Raw genomic sequence first — 13,576 nt, 5'->3', positions numbered from 1 at the left:
CCCCGAGGCAGTCATCGCACTGGCAATGCTCAGCCTCGGGGGCGCTCGACCACAATTACCCGGCCGGACCAACCCACGAATGAGTCAGTAGAGCCCAAAAAGGCGCACGGGCGGCGGAGCCGCCTACAGCTGCGACACCCAGTTCTCGTTGGAGAGTGCATCGATCACGGTGCCGTCCTTGACCACGGCAGGGGTGCCGGTAGCGCCGCTCGCGGCGAGGGCCTGACGGCCCGCCTCGGCGTGCGTACGGGCCTGCTCGACCTTCGCGCCGGTGGTGATGCACTGGACGGCCTCGTCGGACGCTCCGGCGTCGCCGGCGATCTGCGCGAGCTCCTCGTTGGTGTGATCGGAGCTGCCGTTCTCCTTCGGCTGGTTCGACGGGGAGAACAGCGCCGCGTGGAACGCCGAATACGCCACGGCGTCACCGGTTTCTGCGACGCACTCGGATGCCGCGACGGCGCGGGTGGAGTAGTCACCGCTGGCCGAGAGCTGGTCGAGGAAGTTCAGGACGTGGTAGCGGACCGCCACCTTGCCGTCGTCGATGGCCTGCGCGAGTTCCTGGCCGTTCTTGTTCTCGAGTTCGGCGCAGTACGGGCACATGGGATCTTCGAAGAGGTCGACCGTGGTGGCCGCGTCGGGGCGACCGAGAAGTACGACGCCGTCGTCCTGCAGCGCCACCTGGACCTCGGAGTTCTGGACCCCGCCGTAACCGTCGTTGCGCGGCTTGCTGCGGTTGCTCTGCCAGATCACACCACCGATGACCAGTACGGCGATGACCAGTACGGCGAGCCCACCGAGAATGTAGGTGGACCGGCTGGATTCCGGCTGCGGGTTGTACTTGTTCTTCGAGCTCACGTGGATGCAGTCCTTCGACGTCGGATCGATTTACCGAATGCTTACTCTGCCACCGTCTGCTGAGGGGTCACTGAGAAAGTGGTGCGGGAGCCGAGCCCCAGTGCGAACGGGGAACGGGGGAACACGATCAGCCACACGGCCAGGGCGAGGAAGCCCACATCCCGGAGTATTTCCTTGGTGTAGTCCCAGCCGTTCACGTCGGCCGCACCGCCGCCGCCGAAGCATCCGCAGTCGATGGACAGTCCGCGGGCCCACACGGAGACGATCACGCCGATGAGCCCGAGCAGGAGCACGGCGGACACCGCGGCCGTGGCGCGGACGGCGAGCCCGATCAGCAGAAGCAGTCCGAGGGCGATCTCGAAGAACGGCAGCGTGTTCGCGACCGGCCGGACGAGGTCCTCGGGAAGCAGTTGGTAGGCGCGGACCGCGATGATCGTCTGGGCGGGGTCGGCGACTTTGAGTGCGCCGGAGACCAGCCAGACGGCGGCGAGAGACAGCCGGGCGAGAAGGGAGACGACCTTGATCCACACCCGAACGAGGGTACCGAAGACGCCGGTCAGACCGCCTCGACCGACACCTTGGGCGCCGGCTTGTTCGGCACGAGCAGCCAGCCCACTGCGGCGAGGAGCATGACCCCGCCGGTCACGCCGAATGCGACCGCGTACGACAGGTGCTGGGCGAGCAGACCCGCCCCGACCGGTCCGAGGACTCCGCCGACGTCGGCGACCATCTGGAAGGTGGCCAGCACGGGACCGCCGCGGGACTTCGCGCCCACGACGTCGGCGACCGCGGCTTGCTGCGCGGGACTCATGACTCCGGAACCGATGCCTGCGATGCCGGACAGCACCAGGAACACGAGCAGGTTCTCGCTGAGGCCCATCCCGACGGTGCTGGCGCCGCACACCAGCAGTCCGAGCAGGACGAACAGCTTCCGGCCGTACACGTCGGACAATCGCCCGGACACGATGAGGACGAGCGCATTGCCGACGGCGAAGACGGTGAGGGCGATGCCGGCGAGGGCGGCGTCGCGGTGCAGCGCCTCGACGACGAACAGCGGGACCATCGCCACCCGCACTCCGAAGATCACCCCGCCGAACGCGAAATTCGAGCCGAGGGCGGCGCGGTAGACGGGCTGCCCGAGGGCCTCCCGCAGCGTCATGGTGGCACCGGCGGCGGTGGCGTCAGGCGCCGTCAGGTGCGAACCGCGCAGGCTCACGAAGACGACCGCGGCCGCGATGACGAGGGCGATCGCGTAGATGACGAACGGAACCCGGAGTCCGAATCCGACGAGCAGCCCGCCGACGAGGGGTCCGGAGATCGATCCCATCAGGAAGCTCGTCGCGTACAGCCCGGACACGCGACCGCGGCTGTCCACCGGTGCGATGCGGATCACCAGGCCCATCGCCGACACCGTGAACATCGTCGAGCCGATGCCGCCGAGTGCGCGGAAGACGAGCAACTGCCAGTAGTCCCCGGCGACCGCGCAGGCGGCGGTCGAGGCGGCGACGATCAGGAGTCCGGTGATGTAGACCGGCCGCTCCCCCAGTTTCTGCACGAGCCGGCCGCTGACCGGGGCGAAGACCAGGCGCATGAACGCGAAGGACGAGATCACTACGGTGGCCGCCGTCACACTCACGTCGAAGCTGCGGGCGAACTGCGGGAGGGCGGGTGCGACGATCCCGAATCCGAGTGCGATGACGAAGCTGGCCGAGACCAGCACCCAGATTTCCGAGGGGAGCCGCGGGCTGCGCCCAGCGGGCAGCCCGGCTGCGCGAGTGTTCATAGTTGAATCCGATCGTAGGTGCCCCCGCTTCGGCGGCAGCACCTACCCCGGCCGAAGTTCTACTTCAGGACGTCCGCCACCAGTTCCTTGGCCGCCGCCTGCACCTGCGCGAGATGGTCCGGGCCTTTGAACGATTCGGCGTAGATCTTGTAGACGTCCTCGGTGCCCGACGGCCGCGCCGCGAACCACGCCGACTCGGTGGTGACCTTCAGCCCACCGAGGGCCGCCCCGTTACCCGGGGCACTCGTCAGCGTCGCGGTGATCGGCTCCCCGGCCAGTTCGGTGGCCGACACCTGTTCGGGCGACAGTTTCGCCAGCACCGCCTTCTGCTCCCGGGTGGCGGGGGCATCGATGCGCGCGTAGGCGGGGCTGCCGAACTGCTCTGCGAGTTCCCGGTACCGCACCGACGGTGTCTTGCCGGTCACCGMCGTCATCTCCGAGGCGAGCAGGGCCAGGATGATCCCGTCCTTGTCGGTGGTCCACACCCCGCCGTCGTGACGCAGGAACGACGCTCCCGCACTCTCCTCGCCACCGAAGCCGAGCGAGCCCTCGAGAAGACCGGGGACGAACCACTTGAATCCCACCGGCACTTCCAGCAGTTCGCGGCCGAGGCTTCCGACCACCCGGTCGATCATCGACGAACTGACGAGCGTCTTGCCCACTTTCACCGTCGAACCCCACCCCGTGCGGTGCGAGAACAGGTAGTCGATGGCCACCGCGAGGTAATGGTTGGGATTCATCAGTCCCCCATCGGGAGTGACGATCCCGTGCCGGTCCGCGTCGGCGTCGTTTCCGGTGGAGATGTCGAACCGGTCCTTGGCTCCGATCAGCGAGGCCATGGCGTCGGGCGACGAGCAGTCCATGCGGATCTTGCCGTCGGTGTCGAGGGTCATGAACCGCCACGTGGCGTCGACGAGCGGATTGACGACCTCGAGATCGAGCCGATGGGTGTCGGCGATCGCACCCCRGTAGTCGACGCTCGCTCCGCCCAGCGGGTCGGCGCCGATCCGCACTCCGGTGCTCCGGATGGCGTCGAGATCGAGGACGCTCGGCAGGTCGTCGATGTAGAAGCGGAGGAAGTCGTACCGCTCGGCCCGCTGGATCGCCCGGTCCGCGGACACTCTCCGCACACCCGAGAGGTTCCGGCGGAGTAACTCGTTGGCACGGTCGGCGATGATCGTCGTCGCCTCGGAGCCGGCGGGACCACCGTGCGGAGGGTTGTACTTGAAGCCGCCGTCGCGCGGCGGGTTGTGCGACGGCGTCACGACGATGCCGTCGGCCTGCGACTCCGGGCCGCTGCGGTTGTAGCGGAGAATCGCGTGACTGACCGCGGGGGTCGGGGTGTACCGGTTCCGCGAATCGATCAGCACCGTCACGTCGTTCGCGGCCAGCACCTCGAGAGCCGACGTCCACGCCGGCTCCGACAGGGCGTGGGTGTCGCGCCCGACGAACAGAGGACCGTCGATGCCCTGGGACGCCCGGTACTCGACGATGGCCTGGGTGGTGGCCAGGATGTGTGCCTCGTTGAAGGCATTGTCGAGGCTCGACCCCCGGTGGCCCGATGTCCCGAACACCACCTGCTGCAAGGGATTCTCGGGGTCGGGCACGCCGCTGTAGTACGCGGTCACCAGGTGCGCGATGTCTACGAGATCCTCCGGCAGTGCCACCTGACCCGCTCTGTCGTGCGCCACGAGACCTCCTGGAAATTCATCGGGATCGAACTCGACTACCCATCCATCCTGCACCCTCGCACCGGAGTCTGCCCTCAAGACGTCAATCGGAATCCCAGCCAGGCGGCGGCCAGCCCGGCTGCCACACTCGCGATCACGTAGACGACGGACGGGAGCGCCCGCCGGATCCGCAGCAGCCCCACCGATTCCACCGCGAACGTCGAGTACGTGGTCAGTCCGCCGCAGAAACCCGTGCCCAGCAAGGCGAACGTCTGCTCGGACATCGATGCCCCCGACAGCAGTCCGAGGATCAGGCACCCGGCCACGTTCACGAGGAAGGTGGCCACCGGAAAGCTGCGGTACGAGTCGACGTACCGGCCGGTGAGGTATCGCGTCGCCGCACCGAGCGCGCCGCCGAGGGCCACGAGGAGGACGGTCATGCCGCCGCCTTCCGTGCCAGCCGATGCCGGTGACCGGCGAGCATCCCCAGCCGCGCCGCGAGCAGGGCCGGTATCAGGGTGGCCACCACGTAGAGCGTCGCGGTGGCGGCGTCCTCCCGCACCGCGTCGACGGCGAACGTCGAAAACGTGGTGAAACCGCCGAGGACGCCGACGCCCAGGAACAGTCGCCACAACCGGTCCGGTCCGACCGTCTCGGCGAGGTAGCCGAGCAGCAGTGACCCGACCACGTTGATCAGCAGGACGGTCCAGATGCCCGGCCACAGCTCGGCCAACAGGAATCTCGCGGACGCACCGAGCGCACCGCCCAGGGCAACCACGGCCACCGGTTTCGTCAGGGACACGGCACACATCGTGTCACGGCGGCGGGTGGGGGCGTTCGAACTCCGCCGGGCACAAAAAATCCGGGCCGGACACCTGGTGGTGTCCGGCCCGGATCTGGTGGAGCTGCCGGGAATTGAACCCGGGTCCTCCGCAGCAAAGCTAGGGCTTCTCCGTGTGCAGTTTGCTATGTCTCTACTTGGATCTCCCAGTCTCGCAAACAAGCCAGGATGACGATCCCAGTCGCTGTTGGTTGTCCCGTTCGACTCCGCGACCGAGTCGAACGGTAAAGCCCTCTAGCTGATGCCAGTACCCGGACCGAGGGCGAACCCGGACTGACAGACACGCAGTCGCTACTTAGGCAGCGAGTGCGTAGTCGCGCTGATTGGAATCGGCGCTTATATGTTTGCAGCGACGCTTACGGTGGTCTCTTGCCTGCACCGACACGCTTCCCCTACCTCAACGTACGCAGTCGAAACCGTTCAGCCCCGTACGTGCCCCACGAGTCTCGCGGGGCCACCTAGTGTAACGCGAACCCGGTCCGGTTTCATCCCGGTTTTCGTCCCGCGTGTCGGTGGCCGTATTTCAGCTGGCCACGGCGATCATTCCGACGGCCGCGAGTGCGAGGAGCATGCCCGCCTGCTGCATTCTGCTCACCCGCTCACCGAGCATCACCATCGCCAACAACACGGTGGCGGCGGGGTACAGCGACCCGATCACGCTGACCAGCGACAGCAGCCCACCCTGGAACGCGTACATCATGGCTGCGTTGGCCAGGACGTCGAGGAAACTCACGTACACGGCGAGCTTGAGGGGTTCGCCGTGCGGCAGCACGAAGTGGCCGGCCGACAACGCGACGAGCCACACCACCGCGGTCGCCGCGGCACGGGACACGGCGAGTGCCCACATCCCGCCGTCGTCACCGATCTGGTGCAACGAGACGAAGGAGAGCGCGAACGCGATGCCGGATCCGACAGTCAGCAGCGCCACGGTCCGGGTGAAGCGCAGCACCCTGCCCCCGGCCACCTCCCCCGCGGTCTCGTCGGGAGATTCCCGGCTGACGAGGACCACGGCGACGAGGGCCACGGCGATCCCGACGTACGCAACGGGCCCGGGCCGCTCACCGAACGCGAGCCCGATCAGCACCGGAATCCCCGCGACCAGCACGGCCGTCAGCGGCGACACCACCGACATCGGTCCCGACGCCAGCGCGAGGTAGAACCACCAGACCGCCACGCCACCGGCCACTCCCGCCAGGGCTCCCCAGACGAGGGAGGCGGAGGTGAGGGTGCCCCCGGCGAACGGGGCGATCACGAGCACGATCAGCAACGACAGCGGGTACGACACGATGACGACGCGAAGCGCCGCCACCCGGCGGGACGCCACTCCCCCGATGAAATCGCTCACGCCGTAACCGATCGCGGCCACGAGCGCGAGCAGGATCGATGTCAGCGCATGCCCTTGACTCGGCGGCCGAGTTCGCGGGTCACCTCACGCTCGGCGGTCCGCCTGGCCAGATCCTGGCGCTTGTCGTAGTCCTGCTTACCCTTCGCGAGCGCGAGCTCCACCTTGACCTTGCCGTCGGAGAAGTACATCGACAGGGGAACCAGGGTCTGATTTCCCTCCCGCGTCTTGCCGACGAGATGCTCGATCTCCCGCTTGTGCAGCAGCAACTTCCGGGTACGGCGCGGCGCGTGGTTGGTCCACGTGCCCTGCGTGTATTCGGGAATGTGCAGGGAGCGCAGCCAGACCTCGCCGTCGTCGACGGTAGCGAACGCGTCGACCAGGGACGCCTTGCCCTCGCGCAGACTCTTCACCTCGGTACCGACGAGGGCGATCCCGGCCTCGTAGACGTCGAGGATGGTGTAGTTGTGACGCGCCTTGCGATTGGTCGCAATGACCTTGCGGCCCTTTTCCTTCACGTTCCGGGCCTTTCAGTCCGCGATGTCCGAGGTGAACAGTTCGTACCCTCCAGCATAGGAGAAGAGGCAAACCGAATTATTCGCGGACGTACAAGCGCAGGGTCACGTACGCGGTGACCGCCGCCATTCCGACGCCCACGAGCACCAGCACCGGTGAGACGAACAGCACGTCGCTGTTGGAGATCCTGGCCACGATGTTGGCCTCGTACACGTCGGCGAGCACGTCGTCGATGAACATGTTCTTCGCGGTGAACAGGCCGACGATGGCGAGGACGGCACCCACCAGCGCGGCGACCACCGCCTCGAGCAGGAACGGCAACTGCGTGTACCAGCGGGTGGCACCGACCAGCCTCATGATGCCGACCTCGGTGCGCCGGGTGAACGCGGCGATCTGAACCATGTTCGCGATCAGCAGGATTGCCGCGACGGCCTGCACGATCGCGATCGCGAACGCGGCGTTGCGGACACCGTTGAGGACGCTGAAGAGCCGCTCCACCAGCTCGCGCTGGTTGAGGACGCTCTCGACTCCCGGGCGGGTGCCGAACTTCTCGTTGATCACGCCGAACCGCTCGGGGTCGCTGAGCTTGACCTTGAACGAGGCCGGGAAGCTGTCGGGGCTGACGAGTGCGGCGAGCTCGGGCTGATCCTTGAACACCCGCTCCGTCGCGTCCTTCACGGCGTCGTCCCGGTTGAGGTACTCCACCGACACCACTGACGGGGTCTCCTCGAGTTCCGTGCGCAGCGTCTTGCAGATCTCCCCCTCGCAGCCCGGGTCCGACGTGGAGATGTCGTCGGTGAGGAAGATCTGCACCTCGACGCGGTCCAGGAAGATCTGCTGAGTCTTGCCGGCCATCTGCACCACCAGCAACCCGCTGCCGAACAGGCCGAGCGAAATTGCGGTGGTGAGGATCATCGCGATGGTCATGGTGACGTTGCGACGGAGTCCGGTCAGGACCTCACTGAAAATGAAACTGGCACGCATCGGGGAATCAGAGTCCTTCGTAGGAGGCTTGGGGACAGTGCTGAGGCTGGAGTGCAGGGAGGGCGGCTAACGCCCCACGCCGTACACACCCCGAGCCTCGTCGCGCACCACTCTGCCGAGGTCCAGCTCCACCACGCGACGGCGCATCGAGTCGACGATGTGGTGGTCGTGGGTGGCCATCACCACCGTCGTTCCGGTGCGGTTGATCCGTTCGAGCAGCAGCATGATGTCCTGGCTCGTCTCCGGGTCGAGGTTTCCGGTGGGCTCGTCGCACAACAGCACCAGCGGCCGGTTCACGAACGCCCGCGCGATCGCGACGCGCTGCTGCTCACCGCCCGACAGTTCGGTGGGGAGACGGTCCGCCTTCCCGGACAGCCCGACCATCTCGAGCACCTCGGGGACGGTCCGGGAGATCATCGCGCGCGGCTTCCCGATCACCTCGAGCGCGAACGCGACGTTCTCGGACACGGTCTTCTTCTGCAGGAGCCGGAAGTCCTGGAAGACGACGCCCATGCTCTGCCGCAGCTTCGGCACGCGCCGGGCGGAAAGCTTGTTGACGTGGAAGTCCGCGATGTGAATGTCACCCGACGTCGGCGACTCCTCCTTGAGGAGCAGGCGCATGAAGGTCGACTTTCCCGAGCCCGACGGGCCGATGAGGAAGACGAACTCGCCCTTGTCCACCTCGACGCTCACCTTGTCCAGGGCGGGCCTCGTGGAGGTCTTGTACGACTTCGACACATTCTCGACGCTGATCACGAGGAGCCAGTCTAGACGTTATCGAACAGTGACCAAATGAAGCGACGCGCGGACGTCATCGTCCGCTCTGCGGCGTCGCAGACGTCGTCGGGACGGACGACGTGGTCGGCGGTGTGCCCGTCGGCGGAGGCGGGAACGGGTTGGGAATCCCGAACGGCAACGTCGGGGTGGAGGTCACCTGGCTGGTCCCGGTGGGCGCCGTCTCCTGCGGGGTCGCCTCGGGTGTCGTCTCGGTGGTCGTGACCGTCTCCGACGTCGACTCGGTCGTCGTCTCGATCTCGGACGTCGGCAGCGTGGTCTCCTGGAGGGGCGCCTGCCGGGTGGGCACGACAGCCGGCGCGACGGGGCCCTGGACCACCTCTTCGGCCGGGTTCAGATACGTGTACAGCGTGTACAGCACGACCCAGAGGATGCACAGCACCAGCGTCGACGTCCGTACCCGTCCGCCGAAGATCTTGGCGGGAAGGAACGACGAGTGCAGAATCCGGTCCAGTCCGCGCCGGGGTTCGTCGGTCATCCCTCGCCCTCCGCTGCCCGGACCGTCTGGAGGTCCGGTTCGACGGTGATCCCCTGCCGTCTCATCGCGGTGGCGATGCGCACGCGCAGCGCGCGACCCACCTGGAACTGCTTACCCGGCAGGGTTCGCGCCACGACGCGAACGCTGACCTCGTCGACCGTCAGACTCTCCACTCCCATCACCGTCGGTTCGTCGAGCAATAGTTTCTTCAGTCCACGATCCGCGAAGGCCTCGACACCGACCTGGTGCAGCACCTCGTTGACCCGGTTGATGTCCGACGTGGCGGGGACCGGCACGTCGATCACGGCGCGCGCCCAGTCCTTGGACAGGTTGATCGCCTTGACGATCTGGCCGTTGGGAACGGTGATGACCTCACCGTCCGAGTTCCGCATCCGGGTGACCCGGAGCGTGACGTCCTCGATCACGCCCTCGGCGTCTTCCGACGACCCCGTCACCGCGAGTTGCACCGTGTCACCGAAGCCGTACTGGCGTTCGGTGATGATGAAGAAGCCGGCGAGGATGTCCTGCACCACGCGCTGCGCGCCGAAACCGAGTGCCGCACCGAGCACGGTGGCCGGGGCCACCAGGCTGCCGATCGGCAGGCTCAACTGATCCAGCACCTTCATCGTCGCGATGACGTAGATGATGGTGATGATCACCCAGGTGATCACCTGCGCCACCGAGTGCCGGTGTTTGGTCGCCTCGGACCGGACGAGGGCGTCGCCCTGCATGTAGTTGCTGTCGATCCGGTCGGTGACCTTGCTGCCGCCCCAATTGACGAATCGCGCCATCAGGATCGCTCCGAGGACGGTGAGCGACACAGCAAGCCCCGTCGACGAGAGCCAGTCGAGCAGGTTCTGGGTGGGAGCGAACATCGCCGCCGTCGCTTCCATAGGTATTAGGACGCCTGATTCTCGCGCATCCGCCACCGGATGCCGGATTCGAGGAAACCGTCGATGTCACCGTCGAGCACTGCCGACGGGTTGTTGACTTCGTACTCGGTGCGCAGATCCTTGACCATCTGGTACGGGTGCAGCACGTAGGACCGCATCTGATTGCCCCAGGAACTGCCGCCGTCGCCCTTGAGCGCGTCCATCTCGGCGCGCTCCTCCTTGCGCTTGACCTCGAGCAGCTTCGCCTGCAGGACGCGCATCGCCGACACCTTGTTCTGCAGCTGCGACTTCTCGTTCTGACAGGTCACGACGATGCCGGTCGGGATGTGTGTCAACCGGACCGCGGAGTCGGTGGTGTTGACGGACTGCCCACCGGGACCCGAGGAGCGGTACACGTCGACGCGGACGTCGTTCTCGTTGACGTCGATGTGGTCGGTGGTCTCGACCACGGGCAGAACCTCGACCTCGGCGAACGACGTCTGCCGGCGACCCTGGTTGTCGAACGGGCTGATCCGGACCAGCCGGTGCGTGCCCATCTCGACGGACAGCGTTCCGTAGCTGTAGGGCGCCTTGACCGCGAACGTCGCGCTCTTGATTCCGGCTTCTTCGGCGTAGGACGTGTCGTAGACCTCGACCCCGTAACCGTGCTTCTCCGCCCAGCGGACGTACATGCGCATCAACATCTCGGCCCAGTCGGCGGCGTCGACGCCACCGGCGCCGGAGCGGATGTTGACCAGCGCGTCACGCTCGTCGTATTCGCCGGAGAGCATCGTCTTGACTTCCATCGCGGCGATGTCCTCGCGCAGGCTGTGCCGCTCGGCGTCGGCGTCCGCGATGGCCTCGGCGCCCTCGTCCTCGGCGAGTTCGTAGAGCACCGGCATGTCGTCGAGCCGCGTCCGCAGTTCCTCGACGCGGCGCAGTTCGGCCTGGGAATGCGAGAGCTGGCTGGTGACCTGCTGGGCGTGCTCCTGGTCGTTCCACAGCTCCGGATCGGCGGCCTGGTGTTCGAGCTCGTCGATGCGGCGGCGCAACTCCTCCACGTCCAGCACCGATTCGACGGTACGGAGGGTGGTGTCGAGCTCGCTGAGGTCTGCGGATACGTCGGGATGCACGGTTCCCAAGGTTACCGGGTGCGCGTCCGGGCCCTCTCACCCCTGCTTCTCAGCCGAAGTCACCCCTTCGGATCACGTCGAGTCGAACCCTTGCGCACCCCGGATGCTCCTTGTTGCATGCACGGGTAGGCAGATCTTCTTGCCGCCATTCCGGACGGAGTCGAAATGACCGTGACCGACCAGTACCTGAAGAACAACGAGGAGTACGCCGCCGGATTCACCGGGCCACTCCCCCTCCCCCCGAGCAAGCACGTTGCGGTCCTCGCCTGCATGGACGCGCGTGTGGACGTCTACCGGATCCTCGGCATCCAGGAGGGGGAATCGCACGTTATCCGCAATGCCGGCGGTGTGGTGACGGACGACGAGATCCGGTCGCTCGCGATCAGCCAGCGACTGCTCGGCACCACCGAGATCATCCTCATCCACCACACGGACTGCGGGATGCTCACGTTCACGGACGACGACTTCAAGAAGTCCATCCAGGACGAGGTCGGTATCAAGCCGGCCTGGTCGGCCGAGGCGTTCTCCGACCTCGACGAGGACGTCCGGCAGTCGCTGCGCCGCATCCAGTCCAGCCCGTTCATCACGGCGACCACGTCCCTCCGCGGGTTCGTCTTCGACGTCGCCACCGGAAAGCTCGCGGAAGTGAAGATCGACTGAGTTCGCGCGGGCGCGGTACGAGTAAGCGGTACGAGTAATCTGGGCGACCGTGACCGACCTCCACGCCGACCTGCAACTCGCCCTCCGAATCGCCGACGAGGCGGACGCGATCACCAGGGCCCGATTCGGGGCGCTCGACCTGTCGGTCGACGACAAACCCGACCTCACGCCGGTCACCGACGCCGACCTGGCCGTGGAACGGGCAGTGCGCGCGACGCTGGACGCCGAGCGACCCGCCGATGCGGTGCTGGGTGAGGAGTTCGGCGGTGACGCGCAGTTCGCGGGACGCCAGTGGGTGGTCGACCCGATCGACGGGACCAAGAACTTCGTCCGCGGCGTCCCGATCTGGGCCACGCTGATCGCGTTGCTCGAGGACGGCGTTCCCACCGTCGGCGTGGTCAGCGCCCCGGCACTCGCGCGCCGGTGGTGGGCCGCGTCGGGCGCGGGCGCCTGGTCGACTTTCGACGGGTCGGAGCCCGCCCGTCTCGCCGTCTCCGCCGTCGACCGACTGGGATCGGCCAGCCTGACGTTCTCGAGCCTGTCGGGATGGAAGGAACTGGGCATCCGCGAACAGTTCCTCTCCCTCACCGACGACGTGTGGCGGGTCCGCGGATTCGGTGACTTCTTCTCCTACTGCCTGCTCGCCGAGGGCGCCGTCGACATTGCCGCGGAACCCGAGGTGTCGCTGTGGGACCTCGCACCCCTCGACGTTCTGGTGCGCGAGGCCGGCGGCCGCTTCACCAACCTGGCCGGCGCCGACGGCCCGCACGGAGGCAGCGCACTGGCCACCAACACGCTGCTCCACGACGAGGCGCTGTCCCGCCTGCGCTCGAACTGACGCCGGCGATAGCACAGCAAGCAGTTCCTGACAAGACTCCGACGGAGGAGTCCGGCTCCGCCATCCTCGGCCCCGAGGAGGACGGAACGCCGGTGTCCGTCACGAAGAATTTCTCCTGAGCCAAATTCCCGCCGCGATCCTTGCGGCGACAGGACCCAGGAGAATCGTGACTGCCCTCGCCCGACGTACCTTTCTGATGGGACTGGCGTCCGCGCCGTTCGTCCTGTCTGCTGCCTGCGCCTCCGCAGGATCGAACTCCGCTGCCCCCGTCGACGCGAGATTCGCCCGGCGACTCCCGATTCCGCCGTTGGCCGCGTCCACGGTGGACGATGCGGGCGTCCGGCACTTCACGCTCACCGCACGAGCGGGCACGTCCGAGATCCTGCCCGGTCGCGGGACCCCCACCTGGGGTTACGGCGAATCGATGCTCGGCCCGACCCTCCGCGCCCGACGGGGTGAAGCGGTCGCCTTCGCGATCGACAACGAACTACCCGAGCCGACGTCGGTGCACTGGCACGGCATGCACGTCCCGGCCAGGTGCGACGGCGGACCGCACCAGTCGATCGAACCCGGCGCACGGTGGGAGCCGTCGTGGACGGTGAACCAGCCGGCCGCCACTCTCTGGTACCACCCCCACCCGCACGGCTCCACCGAGAAGCACGTCTACCGCGGCCTCGCCGGACTCTTCCTCATCGACGACGACGCGACCGACGCCCTCGATCTACCGAAAACGTATGGTCTGGACGATATTCCGCTGATCATTCAGGACAGGCGGTTCACCGCGGACGGTGCGCTGGACGAATCGGACC

The 13,576-nt window shown here is 67.1% G+C and carries 16 protein-coding genes and 1 other RNA gene; 3 read left to right on the top strand and 14 right to left on the bottom strand.

Annotated features, from left to right (window positions below; all coding sequences use genetic code 11):
* Positions 1-123: 123 nt before the first annotated feature.
* The 14 genes from AC1D1G_RS31135 to prfB all read right to left on the bottom strand — a co-directional run bounded on the left by AC1D1G_RS31135 (position 124) and on the right by prfB (position 11,269).
* On the bottom strand, positions 124-855 hold the full coding sequence (locus tag AC1D1G_RS31135) for a DsbA family protein (RefSeq protein WP_005572218.1): 732 nt from the start codon (positions 853-855) through the stop codon (positions 124-126).
* A gap of 41 nt (positions 856-896) precedes the next feature.
* Complete coding sequence (locus tag AC1D1G_RS31130; protein ID WP_280781679.1) at positions 897-1,385, bottom strand: MauE/DoxX family redox-associated membrane protein; 489 nt, start codon at positions 1,383-1,385, stop codon at positions 897-899.
* Between the two features lie 26 nt (positions 1,386-1,411).
* Positions 1,412-2,638, bottom strand: a complete 1,227-nt coding sequence (locus tag AC1D1G_RS31125; RefSeq protein WP_280781678.1) for an MFS transporter — start codon at positions 2,636-2,638, stop codon at positions 1,412-1,414.
* A gap of 59 nt (positions 2,639-2,697) precedes the next feature.
* A complete protein-coding gene (pgm, locus tag AC1D1G_RS31120) occupies positions 2,698-4,329 on the bottom strand; it encodes a phosphoglucomutase (alpha-D-glucose-1,6-bisphosphate-dependent) (protein WP_477955048.1) in 1,632 nt (543 codons plus the stop codon).
* 74 nt (positions 4,330-4,403) lie between these two features.
* A complete protein-coding gene (gene crcB / locus AC1D1G_RS31115; protein WP_280781676.1) occupies positions 4,404-4,748 on the bottom strand; it encodes a fluoride efflux transporter CrcB in 345 nt (114 codons plus the stop codon).
* A complete protein-coding gene (locus AC1D1G_RS31110; protein WP_477955047.1) occupies positions 4,745-5,119 on the bottom strand; it encodes a fluoride efflux transporter FluC in 375 nt (124 codons plus the stop codon). Before AC1D1G_RS31110 ends, crcB begins: the two co-directional genes overlap by 4 nt.
* 86 nt (positions 5,120-5,205) lie before the next feature.
* Positions 5,206-5,577: a transfer-messenger RNA gene (gene ssrA / locus AC1D1G_RS31105) on the bottom strand.
* A gap of 95 nt (positions 5,578-5,672) precedes the next feature.
* Positions 5,673-6,527, bottom strand: coding sequence for a DMT family transporter (locus AC1D1G_RS31100; protein WP_280781775.1), 855 nt, complete (start codon positions 6,525-6,527; stop codon positions 5,673-5,675).
* 8 nt (positions 6,528-6,535) lie between these two features.
* Complete coding sequence (gene smpB / locus AC1D1G_RS31095; RefSeq protein WP_005240226.1) at positions 6,536-7,009, bottom strand: SsrA-binding protein SmpB; 474 nt, start codon at positions 7,007-7,009, stop codon at positions 6,536-6,538.
* A gap of 76 nt (positions 7,010-7,085) precedes the next feature.
* A complete protein-coding gene (gene ftsX / locus AC1D1G_RS31090) occupies positions 7,086-7,991 on the bottom strand; it encodes a permease-like cell division protein FtsX (RefSeq protein WP_112299333.1) in 906 nt (301 codons plus the stop codon).
* 66 nt (positions 7,992-8,057) lie between these two features.
* Entirely contained in the window at positions 8,058-8,747 is a 690-nt protein-coding gene (gene ftsE / locus AC1D1G_RS31085) for a cell division ATP-binding protein FtsE (protein ID WP_005240222.1), read from the bottom strand.
* A gap of 55 nt (positions 8,748-8,802) precedes the next feature.
* Positions 8,803-9,264 (bottom strand): Rv3103c transmembrane domain-containing protein, encoded by a 462-nt coding sequence (locus AC1D1G_RS31080; protein WP_105413116.1) that lies wholly within the window; start codon positions 9,262-9,264, stop codon positions 8,803-8,805.
* The gene (locus AC1D1G_RS31075) at positions 9,261-10,157 is read right to left on the bottom strand and encodes a mechanosensitive ion channel family protein (RefSeq protein ID WP_005240218.1); all 897 of its coding nucleotides are present in this window, start codon (positions 10,155-10,157) and stop codon (positions 9,261-9,263) included. The genes AC1D1G_RS31080 and AC1D1G_RS31075 overlap by 4 nt, the downstream gene beginning before the upstream one ends.
* A 5-nt stretch (positions 10,158-10,162) precedes the next feature.
* A complete protein-coding gene (gene prfB / locus AC1D1G_RS31070; RefSeq protein WP_280781675.1) occupies positions 10,163-11,269 on the bottom strand; it encodes a peptide chain release factor 2 in 1,107 nt (368 codons plus the stop codon).
* Between the two features lie 165 nt (positions 11,270-11,434).
* On the opposite strand from prfB, the gene AC1D1G_RS31065 reads away from it, so the two are divergent.
* From AC1D1G_RS31065 to AC1D1G_RS31055, 3 genes are all read left to right on the top strand, one after another.
* Complete coding sequence (locus tag AC1D1G_RS31065; protein WP_280781674.1) at positions 11,435-11,929, top strand: beta-class carbonic anhydrase; 495 nt, start codon at positions 11,435-11,437, stop codon at positions 11,927-11,929.
* Between the two features lie 49 nt (positions 11,930-11,978).
* A complete protein-coding gene (gene hisN / locus AC1D1G_RS31060) occupies positions 11,979-12,767 on the top strand; it encodes a histidinol-phosphatase (RefSeq protein ID WP_283335245.1) in 789 nt (262 codons plus the stop codon).
* A 166-nt stretch (positions 12,768-12,933) separates the two neighbouring features.
* Positions 12,934-13,576 (top strand): multicopper oxidase domain-containing protein (locus tag AC1D1G_RS31055; protein WP_477955045.1); only part of this gene is annotated, 643 nt, incomplete at its 3' end.

The sequence above is a fragment of the Rhodococcus sp. P3_B8 genome, assembly GCF_056402775.1.
Note: the sequence above shows the minus strand (reverse complement) of the source record. Positions and strands in the feature narration are given on the sequence as shown.